Annotated in this window: 15 protein-coding genes; all 15 read left to right on the top strand. The window is 33.8% G+C overall.

Annotated elements, in window-relative coordinates:
* Positions 1-187: 187 nt before the first annotated feature.
* The 15 genes from FcAc13_RS06595 to FcAc13_RS06525 all read left to right on the top strand — a co-directional run bounded on the left by FcAc13_RS06595 (position 188) and on the right by FcAc13_RS06525 (position 18,745).
* Entirely contained in the window at positions 188-1,879 is a 1,692-nt protein-coding gene (locus tag FcAc13_RS06595; protein WP_187755417.1) for a ShlB/FhaC/HecB family hemolysin secretion/activation protein, read from the top strand.
* A 724-nt stretch (positions 1,880-2,603) separates the two neighbouring features.
* A complete protein-coding gene (gene lptM, locus FcAc13_RS06590) occupies positions 2,604-2,735 on the top strand; it encodes an LPS translocon maturation chaperone LptM (RefSeq protein ID WP_187755416.1) in 132 nt (43 codons plus the stop codon).
* Positions 2,735-3,982, top strand: a complete 1,248-nt coding sequence (gene lysA / locus FcAc13_RS06585; RefSeq protein WP_187755415.1) for a diaminopimelate decarboxylase — start codon at positions 2,735-2,737, stop codon at positions 3,980-3,982. Before lptM ends, lysA begins: the two co-directional genes overlap by 1 nt.
* A 249-nt stretch (positions 3,983-4,231) precedes the next feature.
* The gene (dapF, locus tag FcAc13_RS06580) at positions 4,232-5,056 is read left to right on the top strand and encodes a diaminopimelate epimerase (RefSeq protein WP_187755414.1); all 825 of its coding nucleotides are present in this window, start codon (positions 4,232-4,234) and stop codon (positions 5,054-5,056) included.
* A 22-nt stretch (positions 5,057-5,078) separates the two neighbouring features.
* Positions 5,079-5,849, top strand: coding sequence for a DUF484 family protein (locus FcAc13_RS06575; protein WP_187755413.1), 771 nt, complete (start codon positions 5,079-5,081; stop codon positions 5,847-5,849).
* 99 nt (positions 5,850-5,948) lie between these two features.
* A complete protein-coding gene (gene xerC, locus FcAc13_RS06570; protein WP_187755501.1) occupies positions 5,949-6,842 on the top strand; it encodes a tyrosine recombinase XerC in 894 nt (297 codons plus the stop codon).
* The gene (yigB, locus tag FcAc13_RS06565) at positions 6,842-7,558 is read left to right on the top strand and encodes a 5-amino-6-(5-phospho-D-ribitylamino)uracil phosphatase YigB (protein ID WP_187755412.1); all 717 of its coding nucleotides are present in this window, start codon (positions 6,842-6,844) and stop codon (positions 7,556-7,558) included. Before xerC ends, yigB begins: the two co-directional genes overlap by 1 nt.
* Positions 7,559-7,692: 134 nt before the next feature.
* A complete protein-coding gene (gene uvrD / locus FcAc13_RS06560) occupies positions 7,693-9,951 on the top strand; it encodes a DNA helicase II (RefSeq protein ID WP_187755411.1) in 2,259 nt (752 codons plus the stop codon).
* A 276-nt stretch (positions 9,952-10,227) separates the two neighbouring features.
* Positions 10,228-10,746 (top strand): ATP-dependent zinc protease family protein, encoded by a 519-nt coding sequence (locus FcAc13_RS06555; protein WP_187755410.1) that lies wholly within the window; start codon positions 10,228-10,230, stop codon positions 10,744-10,746.
* A 23-nt stretch (positions 10,747-10,769) separates the two neighbouring features.
* On the top strand, positions 10,770-12,338 hold the full coding sequence (locus tag FcAc13_RS06550; RefSeq protein ID WP_187755409.1) for a UUP1 family membrane protein: 1,569 nt from the start codon (positions 10,770-10,772) through the stop codon (positions 12,336-12,338).
* An 11-nt stretch (positions 12,339-12,349) separates the two neighbouring features.
* Positions 12,350-13,330 carry an alpha-L-glutamate ligase-like protein gene (locus FcAc13_RS06545; protein ID WP_187755408.1) on the top strand — a complete coding sequence of 327 codons (981 nt, stop codon included), beginning with the start codon at positions 12,350-12,352 and terminating at the stop codon, positions 13,328-13,330.
* Positions 13,331-13,695: 365 nt separating this feature from the next.
* Positions 13,696-15,522 carry a DNA helicase RecQ gene (gene recQ, locus FcAc13_RS06540; RefSeq protein ID WP_187755407.1) on the top strand — a complete coding sequence of 609 codons (1,827 nt, stop codon included), beginning with the start codon at positions 13,696-13,698 and terminating at the stop codon, positions 15,520-15,522.
* Between the two features lie 193 nt (positions 15,523-15,715).
* Positions 15,716-15,979: an HPr family phosphocarrier protein gene (locus FcAc13_RS06535; RefSeq protein ID WP_187755406.1), complete on the top strand. Its 264-nt coding sequence runs from the start codon at positions 15,716-15,718 to the stop codon at positions 15,977-15,979.
* 443 nt (positions 15,980-16,422) lie between these two features.
* Positions 16,423-17,415 carry a hypothetical protein gene (locus FcAc13_RS06530; RefSeq protein WP_223064546.1) on the top strand — a complete coding sequence of 331 codons (993 nt, stop codon included), beginning with the start codon at positions 16,423-16,425 and terminating at the stop codon, positions 17,413-17,415.
* Positions 17,402-18,745 (top strand): NAD(FAD)-utilizing dehydrogenase, encoded by a 1,344-nt coding sequence (locus FcAc13_RS06525; RefSeq protein ID WP_187755404.1) that lies wholly within the window; start codon positions 17,402-17,404, stop codon positions 18,743-18,745. The genes FcAc13_RS06530 and FcAc13_RS06525 overlap by 14 nt, the downstream gene beginning before the upstream one ends.
* Positions 18,746-18,772 lie beyond the last annotated feature (27 nt).

The raw sequence follows: 18,772 nt of genomic DNA, 5'->3' as shown, positions 1-18,772 counted from the left end.
TTTTATATCATATCCAGAACAGATTATCAAATTTATATAAAAACAATAACTTAATAATATAAATAAAAAAGTTAAAAATAATCAACGATAATTTCTCTTTTTAAAATATTTTTTTCAGGTAGACTTGGGCGACATTACGTTTTCTTCATTTAATCATTATCTTACAGTGTATATTATGAAAATCAGGATGAGTCGATATAAATGGTTGGCGGTGTTGGTATGTTGCGCAATAACTGATAATGTGTTAGCTATTGTTGAGCCATCATCTAAAGAAAGTGAAATTAGTAATCAGCAGTTGATTTATCAACAAGAACGACAAAAAGCATTAGAAAATATCTTAACACCGCAATCACCATCAGTACGTTTAATGGCACCGGTAGCTTCAGGTGATTTGCTAAATTTTCCACAAGAATCCATTTGTTTTAATATACAGCAGGTAGAACTGTTAGGGCGCGAAGATTTGCCGTTTACCATACCACTTAGTGGCTTATCACATCAGGCTGAAGGACGATGTTTAGGTGGTCAAGGAATTAATTTGCTAATGACGGCTCTGCAAAATCGCTTAATCAGTTATGGTTATATTACTACTCGAGTGGTGGCGCCAGAGCAAGATTTAACCCGTGGTACATTATCGTTATTATTGGTCAAAGGAACAGTACGCCGATTTTTGTATAGACCTGAAAGTGATACTTATGCAAATTTGAATAGTGCTATGCCAATAAAGGAAGGCAAACTACTTAATCTGCGGGATATTGAGCAAGGGTTAGAAAATCTACAACGGGTGCCGACAAGCAGTGCAAAAATGCAGCTAGTACCTGGAAATAAGCCTGGCGAGAGTGATATTATTATCACACGTAATCAGAGCAAATATTGGCGGATTGGGGTTTCATTAGATGATTCAGGTAGTAAAGAAACGGGACGTTATCAAGGAAGTCTGACGTTATATTTAGATAATCCACTAGCACTAAGTGATACGTTTTACATCAGTGGTGGCCATGATATTAATGGCAAAAGTGCATACGGATCAAAAAACTATCTGTTTTCGTATACCGTTCCGTTTGGTTACTGGCAACTTAGTGCATCATGGAGCGGTAATACCTATCATCAGACTATTGCCGACATTGTCAAATATGAATACCGTGGGCGCAGTAAATATTTCAATGCACAACTCAGTCGAGTCATTCACCGTAATGAAACGCAAAAAACAACCATTAGTTATGGTATTAATTTAAGAAATTCGCACAATTATGTGGATGATACCGAAATAGAAGTTCAACGCCGTAATACCACCAACTGGCGATTAGGGGTGCAGCACCGCCACTATTTTGATCGTACTGTATTAGACATTGGCGCCACTTATCAAAAAGGTGTACGTTGGTTTGGTGCTGATGTAGCACCCGAAGAATATTCAAATACAGGAAGTGCCTTAACAGACATAATTCAATTAAACCTATCTTTACAGGTACCATTTAGTTATGCTGAGCAACATTATTTTTACCTCCTGCAATATCAAGGACAGATGACTCGCGGTAATAAATTAACGCCACAGGATCGATTCTCAATTGGTAGCCGCTGGACTGTGCGCGGATTTGATGGTGAACAGATCTTAAGTGCAGATAATGGATGGTTTGTACGTAACGAATTGTCGTGGTATACACCGTATAATCAAATGTTGTATTTCGGTTTAGATGCTGGAGAAGTGTCAGGCGCAAGTTCTCAATATTTACTAGGTAAACGTTTAATCGGTAGCACTATCGGTTTACGTGGTGAAAAATTTGGTATAGATTACGATATTTTTGCTGCTGCGCCTATTCATAAGCCTAAAAAGTTTGAAACGGATGATATTAATTTTGGTTTTAATTTTAATTGGACCTACTGATATGTTATGAATACAGTTGAATAACGAAAGTAATAGGGCTTAAAATTTAACAGCAATTAAATTATGTCAGGGTAAAAGATTAACTTTTTATAAATAATAAAAACCTAAACTGGCAAAATGTTAAACTTGAGCAGTTATAATAAATACTTGCATCATGTTATTACCGAGGTTTTGATGTAGTCAATATCATTATTGGCTACACAAAGTGATTAATTGTTTATTACAATTGTGCTAAAAATTTGTTCCTCTATTCGTTATTATTCTGAATTTGTGCAAATTATAGGCATAATAAAAGGGTGGTTTCAATTATCCAATAATTCTTATATGGTGATTAAAATTTGAGTATCATATAGTTTATCTTATACAACGTATCAATAGAAGTTTGTAGTTAATATTTCCTTTTTAAAATTACAATATGCTCGTTGCTCTGCAAATTAAGGGAAGCAAGATGAGCTGTTTTTGCTTAGATTAAGCTAAATATTGATAAATCAAAAGTTAGTTAGATTTAACAATTAGATTAAAATTTTATAAATCAATAGAATATATACAACTATAATATAAATTAATTATTAATTCTTCGTTATTAATTTTTTATCAAAATATAATATTGCCGTAGCTTATTCAGCATGAATTTTATAGAATAGCCAGCATATTTTTGACTGATTAGTCACTTATTAATATAACGTTTATTAAAAAGTTACCATATTTATAAGAAGAAATTATTATGAGAATTTTTGCTACCGTTTTGTTCATAAGTTGTTTACTAACTGCTTGTGGTTTTAAAGGTCCATTGCATTCCCCCGATAGTCATACTACACATATTAACGCTAATTCTATTTCTAATCGGGTGGTCTAATGGACTTTTTATCTTATCAAAATGGGCAATTATTTTTGCAAAATAATGCTATAGCAGATTTAGCTAAATTATATGGCACACCCTTATATGTCTATGATGAAGAATATATAAAGGAACGATGGCTTGAATATGACAATGCATTAGCTGATCGTAAACATTTAATATGTTATGCGATCAAAGCTAATAGCAATTTAGCTATTTTGAATTGTTTGGTTAAATTAGGTTCAGGATTTGATATTGTCTCACAAGGCGAATTGGAGCGAGTGTTACGAGCCGGTGCGGATCCTAAAAAAGTAGTCTTTTCAGGGGTAGCTAAGTCGGTTAGTGAAATTGAACGCGCTTTAACTGTCGGTATTAAGTGTTTTAATGTTGAATCAGAAGCTGAACTTGAACGTATTCAATCAATAGCTCAACGATTAAACATCATAGCACCTGTATCGCTCAGAATTAATCCTGATGTCGATGCTAAAACCCATCCTTACATTTCAACCGGTTTGCGAGATAATAAATTTGGGGTTAGTTATAGCTTGGCAATTGGTATTTATCAAAAAGCGCAAAAAATGTCACATATTGCCATCGAGGGTATCGATTGTCATATTGGTTCGCAGTTAACTGAAATACTACCTTTTCTGGATAGTGCGGAACGTATACGGGTATTATTTGATCAATTGATTTCTATTGGTATAACCATTAAACATATTGATTTTGGTGGTGGATTAGGTGTTTGTTATGATGACGAAATACCACCTCAAATTGTTGATCTGATCAATGCTTTAAAAAATAAATTCGCTGATTATCCTGAAGTGGAGTTGTTATTTGAACCAGGTCGTTCGATTGTCGCTAATGCAGGTTTATTAGTGACTAAAGTAGAATATACAAAACATCAGGATAATAATCATTTCGCAATTGTTGATGCCGGTATGAATGATTTAATTCGACCTTCATTATATAAAGCATGGATGAAAATTATGCCAGTTCAGCAACCAAACCCTGATGACCAGATGTATGACTATCAGATTGTAGGGCCGATTTGTGAATCCAGCGATGTGTTAGGTCGAAATCGTCAACTGGCAGTAGAGCAGCATGATTTATTAGTTATTTGTAGTGCAGGAGCATATGGTTTTAGTATGGCATCCAATTATAACAGTCATCCTAAACCCGCTGAAATCATGGTTAATCAATTTGGACATCGCTTAATTAGACAGCGAGAATCTTATGATATGTTGTGGCAAGGTGAAATTATTTAGTTATAAAATTCTTTTATAAATTAGTTTCCTGTTGTCTTTTAGGGAATGTTAGTTGCTTAATAAAAGCAGTTATCATTCTTTTTTTTATAATTTATTCTTTATTTTCAAAGTATTATTCTAAAATAAACTCATCCGAATGTTACAATCTGTTTAAGTCATACAATAATAGCTAGTTGATTGAGTCGCTGTTATAATGTGCTACATCTAGTAGCAATAAATACGTATATAAGTATGTAAAACAGGTTTAGTATGAATTTTTCTAAAATGCATGGTTTGGGCAATGATTTTATGGTAGTGGATGGGATTACGCAAAATGTTCATCTTTCACCAGAGACTATTAAACGTTTAGCTAATCGACATACGGGGGTAGGGTTTGATCAACTGTTATTGGTAGAGCCACCTTATACACCAGACACTGATTTTCATTATCGTATTTTTAATGCTGACGGTAGTGAAGTTGAACAATGTGGTAATGGTGCGCGTTGTTTCGCTCGGTTTGTTCGTTTAAAGAGCCTAATTAAAAAAAATGTATTAAAAGTTAGCACACAAAAAGGCATCCTTATTCTTACGGTTAATCCTGATGAAACGGTTCGGGTAAACATGGGGACACCAATTTTTGAACCATCTAAAATACCTTTCAAAGCGATTAAAGAAGAAAAAACTTATATCATGCGAACTCAAGAACAAACCATTCTTTGTGGGGTAGCTTCAATGGGAAATCCTCACTGTGTGATACAAGTTACTGATGTAAATCATGCTCAGGTAGCTACCTTAGGCCCGGTTTTAGAAAATCACGAACGGTTTCCAGAACGAGCAAATATTGGTTTTATGCAAATTGTAAATCGGCAAAATATTAAGTTACGAGTTTTTGAAAGAGGGGTAGGCGAAACGCAAGCTTGTGGTACTGGAGCTTGTGCCGCAGTGGCAATTGGCATTAATCAGGGATTATTAAATAATAAAGTTAAAGTAAATTTACCGGGTGGTGAGTTATTTATTGAATGGAAAGGGGGGAATGCTCCACTTTTTATGACCGGAACCGCGACCCATGTTTATGACGGTTTTATTACCTTATAATGTCCTTAATAAGAGTAAGATTATGAGTTTTAAGCCCAAACGAAATCAAAGCAACTTTTTGGCCAAACAGCGTGTACTATTCTTACGTAAGAAAACGAATAAAAAAAATGCGCACGCTAACTATTTGCTGGATGATGACCAAGTTAGTCAGTATTTATCACAAAATCCAGATTTTTTTATTCGTAATGCTAGACAGATTGAATCAATGACTATTCCTCATCCAGTGCGTGGTGTTATTTCTTTACCAGAATGGCAACTAGCTCGACAGCGCAATAAAATCCAACAGCTTGAAGCAGAAATTACGCTGTTAATGGAAAATGCTAGTTTAAATGAAAAACTATTTGAATCTATAATGACATTGTTTAATCAATTGTTGCAAGCTAACGACATGTCAGATTTGCAAACTCGTCTAACGCAATGGGCAAAATCGCTGGGGCTTATTGATGCATATCTTTATCTCTTTGATGATAAATGGCAAATTGCTCCTCCTTCCAATTATAATTATTTGGCAATTTCTCCAGAAAAGTTTGATTATATACGTGTTCGCCATTTGCAGTTTAATTTTCAATATTTAGGTCAACTTAATCCAACTGAGTTAGCTCTCCTGATTCAGGATAAACATTTCATTGGCTCGATAGCCATGACATTGCTAGGTGAATATGGCGATCTTGGCGTTTTAATTTTTGCTAGTCGTAGTAGTAGTCATTATCAAGAAGGTCAAGGTACTATCTTATTAGAAAAAATAAGTATTTTACTGCCACTAATTATTAAACGTTGGATTGCACGACGATAATTGAGTTTAACTATATATCACATTCAATTAATCTATAGAGAATATAAATTAGGTAATATTTTGACAGATCATGCTACCCATTACAGCCAGTATAGTAAAATGTTAACCAAACCGGTTGAGCAATTTTTACTTTATCTAAAAGCTGAACGACAACTAAGCTCCAATACCCAAATCAATTATCGTCGGCAACTTGAAGTGATTGTTAAGTTGGCAAACGAGTTTGAAATAACGTCTTGGCAAGATGTCGATACTTCAGTGGTGCGTCTTTTCATCTCACGTAGTAAACGTGATGGACTTAATGCGAGTAGTATTGCTTTGCGACTATCTGCATTACGCAGTTTTTTCAGTTGGATGGTAACACAAAAACAATTAGTTGCTAATCCAGCCAAAGGGATATCTAATCCCAAGCAAGCTCGTCATCTACCGAAAAATATCGATATTGATGATATTACGCAATTGATGAATATTGATCAGAAAGATCCATTATCGGTTAGAGACCGTGCTATGCTAGAATTAATGTATGGTTCGGGATTACGTTTATCTGAACTAATCAGTCTGGATTGTCGAACATTGAATTTAATTGATGGTGAGATTCGTGTTTTGGGGAAAGGAAGTAAAGAGAGAAAATTACCATTAGGTCGACAATCTATAACTTGGCTTAGACATTGGTTATCATTGCGCCCCTTACTAAATCCTCAAGATGATGCGCTTTTTATCTCAAAACTGGGTAAGCGGATTTCTCATCGTAGTGTACAAAAGCGCTTTGAACAATGGGGTCTAAAGCAAGGGTTAAATATTCATATTAACCCACATAAATTGCGACATTCCTTTGCAACCCATATGTTAGAGTCAAGTGGTGATTTAAGGGCTGTACAGGAATTATTAGGTCATGCCGATTTATCGACAACACAAATCTACACACATTTGGATTTTGCTCATCTGGCTGAAGTCTATGACTCTGCACATCCACGTGCAAAAAGAGAGAAAAAATAATGCATTTTTATCGACCACTAAATTCGATTAAAGCAATCACGTTTGATCTCGATGATACGCTATATGATAATGCTCCCTATATGGTTCAGGCTGTAGACCAGATGATGGCTGAGATTCAACGCATCGATGGTTTGCAACATTGTCAATTGGCGGAATTTGATCAAGTTAAACGCGATATATTGAATGAACAACCAGAACTGTATCATGATGTAATTGTTTGGCGTGTATGTACGATTAAACAGTTCCTACGTAAACAAGGTATTAGTGATTCTGCCATTATTGAACGTATTACTGATGACGCAATGAGTGCTTTTATCTATTGGCGTAATCAGATTGAAGTACCTGATGATTCACATCAAATATTAAAACAGTTAGCAAAACATTATCCCTTAGTTGTGATCACTAATGGTAATGCCGAAATTAGTAAAATCGGATTGCAAATGTATTTTAAATTTGCTTTGCGCGCCGGTGCTGATGGTTTATCAAAACCATACCCTGATCTTTTTTGGTTAGCCGCTAAGCGCTTAGCTATTCACCCACAACATGTTTTACATATTGGAGATAATTTACAAACAGATGTTGCTGGTGCAATAAATAGTGGTATGTTAGCATGTTGGCTAAATGTGACGGGACAAGATATATATCATTGTCGTGATGCAAGTGTTCTTCCGCATATGGAAATAACTCATTTATCAGCGTTAAATTGTTTGTTATAATATATTGGATATATAACCAGTATTAATATTTAATTTAATGCAACATAAGTTGTTAATTGGTTAGTTAGTTGTTTCCCACAATTTATGAATATTTGAAGCCTAGGCTGATAGCCTCGACTCACAATGCGAGCATTATGAAACAGTCTCTATTAAATGATCTTAATTCAGAACAAAAAAATGCGGTGATCACCGATAGTCAATATTCACTCGTTTTAGCTGGAGCCGGAAGTGGTAAAACGCGGGTATTAGTACATCGGATTGCTTGGCTAAGTTTAGAAAAACGCTATCCAGCAAATTCAATTTTTGCTGTTACTTTTACCAATAAAGCTGCTGCTGAAATGCAAGAACGTATTGAAGTGTTAGTCGGAGAAGGGCATTTTAATGGTATGTGGGTCGGGACCTTTCATGGTTTAACTCATCGTTTATTGCGTATTTTTGCTAAACAAGCCGGCTTACCAAGTAATTTTCAATTGATCGATACTGATGATCAAAATCGACTTGTTAAACGTATTTTCAAAGAATTGAAAATAGATGAAAAACAGTGGTCAGCAAAAGAGTGTGCGGGATTCATTTCGGCACAAAAAGAAAATGGCTTACGCGCTCATCAAATAGTGATTAATGATCCTAAATCTGCCATGTGGCAAAAAGTATATTTAGACTATCAAGCTATTTGTGATCGATTAGGCTATGTCGATTTTTCAGAACTGATTTTAAGAACATACGAGTTATTAAAAAAAGATGCTGACGTACTAGCCTATTGTCAACATCGTTTTACTAATATTCTAGTCGACGAATTTCAAGATACTAATTTAATTCAATATCAATTAGTTAAAATTCTTGCTGGGCATACGGCTAATGTTATGATTGTAGGTGATGATGATCAATCAATTTATAGTTGGCGTGGTGCCAATGCAGATAACTTACAATTATTTATTAATGATTATCCGGATACTGAAATTATACGACTAGAACAGAATTATCGTTCTACAGGTAATATTTTAGCTGTTGCCAATCATTTGATTGCGAATAATCGTAATCGATTAGGCAAAAATTTATGGACTGAAAGTGATAATGGCGAACGAATTGCTGTTTATATTGGTTTTAATGATATTGATGAAGCACGTTTTGTTATCGGTCAAATTAAAAAATTTAATGAAGAGGGGGCTAAGTTTAAAGATTGTGCTATCTTATATCGGAATAACTCTCAATCCCGGCTGATAGAAGATACACTGCTCCAATCGGCAATACCCTATCAAATTTATGGTTCGATCCGTTTCTATGAACGACAAGAAGTAAAATTAGCCCTCGCCTATTTACGTTTATTACATGATCGTAAAAATGATAATGCTTTCGAGTTAGTAATTAATACCCCGACGAGAGGATTAGGCGATATCACGTTAAATAAAATCCGCAATCTGGCTAAACAGCGCCAACAATCATTATGGCAATCAACCATTGAACTATTAGGATTGAATGTGTTAGCTGCTCGACAACGTTCTGGGTTAGCACGGTTTATTGAATTGATTGAGTCAATTTATATACAAGTAGAAAAATTACCGTTTTATCAGCAATTAGAGCAAATTATTAAGAGTTCAGGCATCAATGAAATGTATGAGCAAGAAGCTGGAATTAAAGGTCAATCGCGTCTTGAAAATCTGGACGAATTAGTTAATGCAGCTGAACAATTCTATCAACAATACACTAAAAGTAATCAATTGAATGAATTTGTTGACTTACACGATGGTCGAACGCTTAATGTATTAGAAGCATTTTTGGCTTATACTTCTTTAGAAGGAAAAGAAAAAGGCAAAAATCTCGATTCTGTACAATTAATGACATTACATTCTGCTAAAGGTTTAGAATTTGATTATGTGTTTATTGTCGGATTGGAGGAGGGTATTTTTCCTGCACAGCGTTCTATTACTGATAATCAACGAATGGAAGAAGAACGTCGTCTGGCATATGTTGGAATTACTCGTGCACGTAAACAATTAACTTTAACCATGTGCGAGTTACGACGTTTATATGGTAAAGAAGAACGTAATTTACCCTCGCGTTTCTTAACTGAGTTACCAGAAGATTTTCTTCATGATCTAAGTTATCGTGGCGGAATTAATTTATCCGCACCATCAGCCAATAACCAACATTATGATAATATTTCTAATAAAGAACAAAATAATCAGTTTTTTGAACAAAGGCGAAGTGCCTTTTTAAAAAGCCAGACTGAAAATGAAGGTTATACCTTAGGACGTAAAGTTATTCATAAACGTTTTGGAGAAGGGACAATAATCAATCTTGACGGTGAAGGCGAACATAAACGGGTGCAAATTGCGTTTGTGAATGAAGGTATCAAATGGTTAGTTATTAAATTAGCTAATTTGACACTAGCCTGAATTGAATAATTAGAAATCATTTAATGTAAAAAAAATAAAAATATTATTGATATTTTGCTAATTCGTTTTATCTTATAGCATAAATTTATATTAGATTCTGATAGTTATACCTCAAGAAATGATCTTTATCACATATTTTATATTGTAAAATGAGCATAATCATATAGTGAATTATACTTATAAAATTATATTATTAGCGATAAAAGCTGAACTACATATCATCTTTTCTTGTGGTATCGTCCGTTTCGAGTAAATTATTTACGGAAATTTAATAGTATGCGTATAATTACTTTAGCAATCAGTTTAATTTTGCTCTCTTTTTTCAACATAATGAATGTACAAGCAAAAAATATTTATGGTTTATATGAACAAATTCATATCGAAGGTTTAGGTAATGCCTCGATTAGAGCTAAGCTTGATACTGGGGCTCTAACATCCTCCTTTAGTGCCACAGATATTAGTATCTTTAAAAAAGATGGTAAAAAATGGGTGAAATTTAAACCACTCATTGATGGTGTTAATTTTCCTGTTATTGAAAAACCGCTTGTTAGATATAGCAAAATCAAAACTCGACATGATGATGTACGTGATGATGATGATATTTTGCATAGTCAACGACCTGTCGTCATGTTGAATATTTGCTTTGATGGTGAAAATCATCAGATTGAAGTCAATTTAACAGATCGTTCTCGGTTTAATTACCCTCTTTTACTGGGGCGATCAGCTTTAGTACAATTTAAAGCGATCGTAGATCCGAGTTTAAGATATAAAGCTAAATCAGTCTGTTCACTGTAATATAATATAGGTGAGTTTTTATCATGCGTTCATTATCCATGCATTTGAAAGTAATAATAACAATATTAATGGTATTAGGTATTTCAATTATCTGCTATCAAATTTTTGTTCTTAAGACACCCTTGACAGAAAGTGAAGTAGATAATTTATGGACTATTGATGCCAGAGTAAATTTTGAAGTAAAAGGGACTAAACCCGTCAATATTGAGTTTTATATTCCCTCAAAAGCAGGGGATTATACTGTTTCAAATGAACTCTTTTTAGCAAGTGGTTATGGTCAAAATGTTACCAATCTACCATATAATCGCTTAGTGACTTGGTCAGCGCGTTCAGTGTCAGGCCAGCAAACATTATTTTATCGGTTAAATTTGACTAAACGCTATGCGGATTCGAATGTAAATAATACCAAGGGTGATATGTGGCGATCACCCATTGCCACTGTTGGTGCTAAAAAGGAAGCCGTTGAACGCTTAGTAAAAGAAATTAGAAGTAAATCGGCCAATATATCTTCTTTTATTACTACAACCATTAATATGATTAATGATGTTAATAATAGCGATGCGCAGTTAATTTTAAATGATAATAATTCCGTAGAAAATAAAGTCAATGCGATAGAGCTAGTACTCTCTCATGCTTATATTCCCATTCAACAAGTCCATACTTTACAATTAAGTAAAACAACGAATCAAACACCGTCACTATGGATTCGTAGTTATATTGTGCCCAATAAAGGGGTAGATAATCGCGATAGTACGTTAAATGGTTCAAACGGAAATTGGTATTATTTTAATCCTATCGATGGTAGCGTTGGATTACCTGATGATCAAATGGTATGGTGGATTGGTAATGATGATATTATCAAAGCTGATAATGCTAGCAAAGTTCGTGTTAATTTTAGTTTAGCAAATAGCGAACTAACTGCAATTCACTTAGCTAAATTAACCCCGGATAGTAATAATTTAACGGAGTTTTCATTTTATACTTTACCCATCACGACACAATTGGCTTATCAAGTGATGTTAATGATCCCTTTCGGGGTACTAATGATTTTATTACTTCGAAATGTAGTGGGAATAAATACATTAGGTACGTTTACTCCTGTATTAATAGCCCTAGCATTTAGAGAAACAGGCCTCCAGTTTGGTTTGGTATTTTTCTCAATTATTGTGTTTTTCGGTTTATTATTGCGTTCATATCTCGAACATTTGAAATTGCAGATGTTACCTCGCTTGTCGGTAGTATTGACCTTTGTCGTAATGTTAATCATATTTACCGGAATGCTAAGCCATAAATTAGGTTTTGAACAAGGATTATCCGTATCCTTATTCCCTATGGTAATATTAACGATGACTATTGAAAGGCTGTCAATTACTTGGGAAGAGCGCGGTGCCAATTTTGCTTTAAAAGTCGCCTTCGGTACTTTAGTTACAGCATCTTTAGCTTATGCAATTATGGGCTTTAAACCACTCATTTACTGGGTATTCACTTTCCCATCTATTTTATTGATTTTGATTAGCTTTATGCTAGCCATGGGGCGTTATCGTGGTTATCGTTTACTTGAGTTGTTTCGTTTCAAAGCAATGTTGAAATAGTGAGAACAAAAATGATCTCTTTCACAAAGACCTGGAAACAATTGAAACAAAAAGGCATTATGGGTATTAATCAGCGTAATGCTGATTATATACTTAAATATAATGATCGTCGTAATTATCCTTACGTTGATAATAAAATCTTGACTAAAATGCGAGCTATCGATGCCGGTATTAGTGTACCTGAAATGTACGGCATTATTCGAACTGAGCATGATATTTCCAAACTTGATAATGTTATTGACACGCATCGGGATTTCGTTATCAAACCCGCTCAAGGATCAGGGGGGGATGGTATTATTGTGATCGCTGATCGTTATGACAAAGATCGTTATAAAACGGTTTCTGGTAAACTGGTTTTACATAGTGAACTTGAATATCAATTATCTAATATTATTACTGGGCTTTATTCTTTAGGGGGCATGCGTGATAATGCCATTATCGAATATCGCGTCAAACCTGATCCCATTTTTAAAAGTATCAGTTATGAAGGCGTACCGGATATTAGAATTATTGTACTATTAGGTTATCCGATTATGGCAATGTTACGTTTACCAACTCGTCAATCAAATGGCAAAGCGAATTTACATCAAGGAGCGATAGGTGTCGGCGTCGATTTAGCTACAGGTACAACGCTTAATGGTTCTTGGTTTAATGAACAGATTTCCAGACATCCTGATACCGATAATGAAGTCAGCAACATTAAATTACCGCTTTGGGATAAATTCATTGAGCTTGCTGCGCGTGGTTATGAATTAGTTGATTTAGGTTACATTGGTGTTGATTTAGTTTTAGATGAAGAAAAAGGTCCATTAATATTAGAATTAAATGCCAGACCAGGTTTAAATATTCAAATTGCCAATGATGTCGGATTACAGCAGCGAGCCTATATTGTTGAGCAACATATTGCTGAACTTAAAAAAGCTAATCGAACAGAAACCGTTTCAGAGCGTATTGCTTTTTCGATGCAACATTTTTCTGTGTTAAAAAGCTAATAATGAATTAAGCATTTTAAAATGTCTTATGGATTAATTAAGAGTCTTTTTTTATATCATTCAAATTTAATTATAAAGGGCATTAAAGTCCTTTTTTATTTTGCGAGTTACTTCGTGTTTTTACACGATTTAATATAATTATTAATGACCTTTTAGTGAATAATAACACAATTATCCAAATTTATAATTTTTGTTAACATAAAATTAGTTTTTAATAGTTTGCTAAGCAGAATTTCGCTATACTTAGCGTCGCTATCATCAAGTGATCAGTATGTTGTATTATGGCTATGGTTCTCATTATCCAATATCAGAAATTATATAGCATTTTTATATATTTATATTAAATCAGGTTAACAATAATTAAGATGAACATTGCTGAACAAGCGCACGACATTTTACAAAATATCTTTGGCTATAAAACATTTAGAAATCAGCAGTTACAGATAATTGAATCTGTTATGTCTGGCGAAGACAATTTAGTCATCATGCCAACAGGTGGCGGAAAATCGCTCTGTTATCAAATTCCTGCTTTAATTTTTTCAGGTCCAACCATTGTAATTTCACCGCTAATTGCGTTAATGAAAGATCAAGTCGATCAATTAATCGCTTATGGTATTAAGGCGGCATATTTAAATTCATTATTAACAGAAGAAGAGCAGCAAGCTATCATTGCTCAATATCGTCAACGGCAAATCAAATTACTCTATATTGCTCCTGAACGTCTAGCTGCGTCTCATTTTGCTGAGATTCTTCAGCAAAACCCACCAACGATGATTGCGATTGATGAAGCACATTGTATTTCGCAGTGGGGGCATGATTTTAGACCAGAATATCTTCAGATTGGTCAGTTTAAATTGCGCTACCCTCAAATCCCTATTATTGCGTTGACTGCGACTGCTGATGAGATAACTCGTAAAGATATTATTGAACGTTTAAATCTACTTAAACCAAACATACAAATAAGTAGTTTTGATCGACCAAATATTCGTTATACCGTTTTAGAACGTTTTAATACACTTGAACAAATTATTGCGTTCCTTGAACAGCAAAAGGGGCAAAGTGGTATTATTTATTGTACGAGTCGAGCAAAAGTTGAAGATATGGCTGCACGCTTAACATCACGTGGGTTTCCTGCTGTTGCTTATCATGCTGGATTAACCACTAAGGAACGTGCCAGCGCGCAAGAGCGCTTTCTAAAAGATGAGATATCAATTATTATCGCCACCATTGCTTTTGGTATGGGAATAAATAAACCCAATGTAAGATTTGTTATTCATGCTAATGCTCCACGCAGTATTGAAGCATATTATCAAGAAACAGGACGAGCAGGGCGAGATGGCTTGCCAGCTGAAGCCCTATTACTTTATGATTTGCGAGATTTTGATTGGTTTAAAAATTTAGTTAATCAGAAAGAAGAAGGAGCGCATAAAACTATTGAATATTATAAACTCAATGAAATGGAGGCATTTGCGCAGGCACAAACTTGTCGCCGTCTAGTACTTCTCAATTATTTTGGTGAATATCGTCATGAGCCTTGCCAAAATTGTGATATTTGCTTGTATCCTAATGAACGTTTTAATGGGTTAATCGATGCCCAAAAAGTATTATCTTGTGTTTATCGTGTAGAACAACGTTTTGGCGCACATTACGTTATAGATGTATTACGTGGCTCAAATCGTGCTTTAGTTAAAGAAAATGGTCATGACAGTTTATCGGTATTTGGCATTGGTAAAGACCAATCATCACATTATTGGTTGAGTGTCATACGACAATTAATACATCTAGGTTATTTAAAGCAAAATATGTCTTCTTTTGCGTCACTCACTTTGACTGAAAATGCACGAACTGTATTACGTGGCGAAATCGAACTTCCCTTAGTTAAGCCACGAATAGAAGTTTTAAAAAAGGGTCGTCAAAATCGCCTAGCTAAATCAACGATGCAAACAGCAATGTTATCTCATGAAGAACGGTTGTTATTTAATCGTTTGAAAGAATTAAGAAAACAAATTGCACAAACTGAAGATGTTGCACCTTATATCATCTTTAATGATCAAACACTAATCGAAATGGTGCAAACTTTACCTGAATGTAAAAAAGATTTATTAGCAGTAACTGGAATAGGTAAGGCCAAATTAGAAAAATATGGTGAACATTTCCTTGATGAAATTGCACAGTTTATTATTCAACGCTAATTATTCAGTTTACACATTGATAAAGTTTATGTTTTTTATACCCATTTAAATTTTGAATTACATTTTCTTGATGATTCCTTTAATTATCAGTATTTGACAGAAAAGATAGCTAAATTTTTTCTAGACGAAATCTAATAAATAAGACACAATATCAAAAATTTTAAGTTTAATGAAATAAACAAGGACTTTAATTATGTTAAAAGAACAAATGGTAGTTAAAAATAGTACTGGTCTTCATGCGCGTCCTGTAACAACCTTAGTTAAATTAGCTGGACGATATAAAAGTAATATTGAACTTGTCTATAATGATAAAACCATTAAAATGAAAAGTATGATGGGTCTACTAGGTGCTGGTGTTAAAGGCGGTTCGACTGTTGAAATCATCTGTGATGGTGAAGACGAACAAGCCGCAATGGCAGAAATCCGTGATTTATTTGCTACTGGATTTGGTGAGTAATTAAAATTGTTTAAGGCAATGGTTGAATGGAGTTATTCATTTGACCATTTATTTTGTTCAAATTTGCTATCATACTGATTAACTTTTATCTTAACTCTTTGTCATGACTAACTAAATAAAACAGCATTTAATCATTTTGTTAAATACGTTTTATATAAAAAAATAATTAATTTATCGGTGTTTCAATGAGCGACAACTTATCCGATGAATAGTATTAACAAGTTGTTCTAAATTTTTTGGTACCTTGATTTTGCTGCTTCATATAATGAGAACTGGTAATTTAAAACATCAAATGTATTAATTCACTTAGTAAAATCGATTCCTGGATCGCTGCTCTTAACCCAAATTGTTAAATTTTGTTGGCATGATGGATCATAAAATGAATATGATATCACTCTGAGCGTATTTATTACGTTCAAATTTTGCAACACAGAAAGGCTATTATGGTTTCAAGCAGCTACTGGAAAAAAAATAAATTTTTTTATTTACCATTATTGAGTTTTATTATTACTTATTTGACTTTGATGATTTTTGGCGAACTATTATATGAAATTAGTCAAAATTCAAACTTTTTCATTTCATTAGATTTATTTGAATGCTTACTTTGTAGTTCATATATTATGTTACTGATCGCTTATGGCATACTACAAACTGCAATGTATTGCATTAATTTGCGAAATACCTTATTTGTCATTTTATTAACATTAACTACGGTAATACTTGGATGTTTGGGTGTTATTTTAGTTAGCTATGAATTAATTGATTTAGTTAGCAATAAATCAATTAATTTTGTATCAAAATATGGAATTGTATTGCTTGCCGAACGTGTGACTTTTTTTGTGATTAGTTATGTAATTATCCATATAGTAATTCGATTTAAACTAAACAAACAATACCGACGCATTCCGATAATTATAACTGATGAAGCTAATATTGGCTCAATCGGATATATTCAATTTGTTTTTTTTGTTCTTTTGTATTTAATTATCTGTTTCGGTCTTCTGCCCGATATTGTTGCTTTGGGAATTGGGTTTATTGATGGGTCTTTTATATTATATAAAATTGTTAACTCTTTAATTTATTTGGCATCCATTACTAATTTAATATTACTAATCAAATTTATTAGACATAAAAAAATTGAGCGTCGAGAATTTGAAATAAAAATGATTATCAAATCTGTCTGTTTGATTGCAGTAACTGAATTAATATGCCTTGCACTTTCGGCTATGATAATTATTTTATTAGTTAAAATTTTTTCCCGACCTGTTTACGGTGAATATGAAAGATATGCTAATTTAGTTCCAGCTCTAATAATTAATATTGTTGCATTTTTGGCAATAGCCATATTAGCCGGCATAGCTACAGGCAAAATTGGACGTTATTGGTTAATCAAAATTCAGTACTTTACTAAAACGGATGTACATGAAAAATTATGATGTTATCATTATTGGCGCTGGCATAGCGGGAATTTTTTCGGCTCTCCGCTTAACAAAAGATGCAAAAAAAATATTATTAATCGATATTGGTTCGCCACTGACGGACCGATTGCGCCAATTAGGTAGTAATATAGCGAGCAACCGTTCTTCGCAACGATACTTTGGCTTTGGTGGGCTTGGTTTATCGGAAGGAAAATATAATTTTACCAATGATTTTGGTGGTAATTTGGCGTTAAAAATTGGTGCCGAACAAAGTATGGTTTATCAACATCAAGTTGATAAACTATTGTGTCAATTTGGCGCAGTTCAATGTCCACTATATGATACTTACGATGAAGATTTAGCTCATCGTGCTAACAAATATGGCTTTAAAACGCTAACAACGCAAACGCGTCACTTAGGTACATCATTGTCAATCAGCATATTACAAGCTTTTGCCAATGAGTTAACCTCAAAAATTGATTTTATTTTTAATTGCAGTGTTTTGGATATTATTCCGCAGAATAAGCTTTTTAAGATAAATTTAACCAATCATAATACAATTATCGCGTCACAAGTCATTATTGCTGTAGGTCGTAGTGGGTTAGATTGGTTTGAACCTATTGCGCAGCAATTAAAACTTTCCTATGGAAAAACGCAATTGGATTTAGGTTTTCGAATTGAAATGCATAATCAACAATTGCAATCGCTATTACAAAAAAGCTTTGAAACTAAATTAATTTACCAAACAAAGCAATATAGTGCCTCAACTTATTGCATGAATCCGCGCGGTAATGTTATTGCAAAATACCAAGCCGGGCTAGTCATGCCAGACGGACAAAATGCTCGTGAAGTTGATCAAAGTCATAATCTCAATTTTACCCTATTTATTCCTAAATGGTTTGAACAACGTCAAGCTGCTGATGCTTATTTAAAACAAACTATTACTAAGATTAATCAGGGTAAGAATAAGATAATTATGCAGCGATTAGCAAATATTGATCGACGATTTAGTGATAAAAAATATGTTATTGAACCTACTTTAGCTCAAGCAGAATTTGCTAATTTAGCTACATTCACGCCAATGGATTATATCATTTATACTTGTGATTTTCTTTATGCCTTAGCCCATTTATTAGGTGAACCTATTGATGGCAATACCATATTATATGCAATGGATAGCAAAACTTATGCACCGGTTGTTCATACAGATCAATATTTTATGAGCGAAGTAAAAGGATTGTATATTATTGGTGATTGTTCAGGGGTTACAAGTTCTTTATCGCAGGCGGCAGCGAGTGGTTTATATGTAGCTGATCAAATTAACAAAACTTCATCATTCACAAAGTGAATTAATCACAAATAAAAAACAATAAAT

The organism is Frischella japonica, from assembly GCF_014489845.1.
Taxonomy (GTDB): domain Bacteria; phylum Pseudomonadota; class Gammaproteobacteria; order Enterobacterales; family Orbaceae; genus Frischella; species Frischella japonica.
The sequence above is the reverse complement of the archived record's forward strand: the minus strand, read 5'-3'. Positions and strand labels throughout refer to the sequence as shown.

Excerpts from the sequence above, each read along its gene's own strand:
- FcAc13_RS06595 (WP_187755417.1), top strand. The coding sequence starts at position 188 with ATGAGTCGATATAAATGGTTGGCGGTGTTGGTATGTTGCGCAATAACT.
- lptM (WP_187755416.1), top strand. The coding sequence starts at position 2,604 with ATGAGAATTTTTGCTACCGTTTTGTTCATAAGTTGTTTACTAACTGCT.
- lysA (WP_187755415.1), top strand. The coding sequence starts at position 2,735 with ATGGACTTTTTATCTTATCAAAATGGGCAATTATTTTTGCAAAATAAT.
- dapF (WP_187755414.1), top strand. The coding sequence starts at position 4,232 with ATGAATTTTTCTAAAATGCATGGTTTGGGCAATGATTTTATGGTAGTG.
- FcAc13_RS06575 (WP_187755413.1), top strand. The coding sequence starts at position 5,079 with ATGAGTTTTAAGCCCAAACGAAATCAAAGCAACTTTTTGGCCAAACAG.
- xerC (WP_187755501.1), top strand. The coding sequence starts at position 5,949 with ATGTTAACCAAACCGGTTGAGCAATTTTTACTTTATCTAAAAGCTGAA.
- yigB (WP_187755412.1), top strand. The coding sequence starts at position 6,842 with ATGCATTTTTATCGACCACTAAATTCGATTAAAGCAATCACGTTTGAT.
- uvrD (WP_187755411.1), top strand. The coding sequence starts at position 7,693 with ATGAAACAGTCTCTATTAAATGATCTTAATTCAGAACAAAAAAATGCG.
- FcAc13_RS06555 (WP_187755410.1), top strand. The coding sequence starts at position 10,228 with ATGCGTATAATTACTTTAGCAATCAGTTTAATTTTGCTCTCTTTTTTC.
- FcAc13_RS06550 (WP_187755409.1), top strand. The coding sequence starts at position 10,770 with ATGCGTTCATTATCCATGCATTTGAAAGTAATAATAACAATATTAATG.
- FcAc13_RS06545 (WP_187755408.1), top strand. The coding sequence starts at position 12,350 with ATGATCTCTTTCACAAAGACCTGGAAACAATTGAAACAAAAAGGCATT.
- recQ (WP_187755407.1), top strand. The coding sequence starts at position 13,696 with ATGAACATTGCTGAACAAGCGCACGACATTTTACAAAATATCTTTGGC.
- FcAc13_RS06535 (WP_187755406.1), top strand. The coding sequence starts at position 15,716 with ATGTTAAAAGAACAAATGGTAGTTAAAAATAGTACTGGTCTTCATGCG.
- FcAc13_RS06530 (WP_223064546.1), top strand. The coding sequence starts at position 16,423 with ATGGTTTCAAGCAGCTACTGGAAAAAAAATAAATTTTTTTATTTACCA.
- FcAc13_RS06525 (WP_187755404.1), top strand. The coding sequence starts at position 17,402 with ATGAAAAATTATGATGTTATCATTATTGGCGCTGGCATAGCGGGAATT.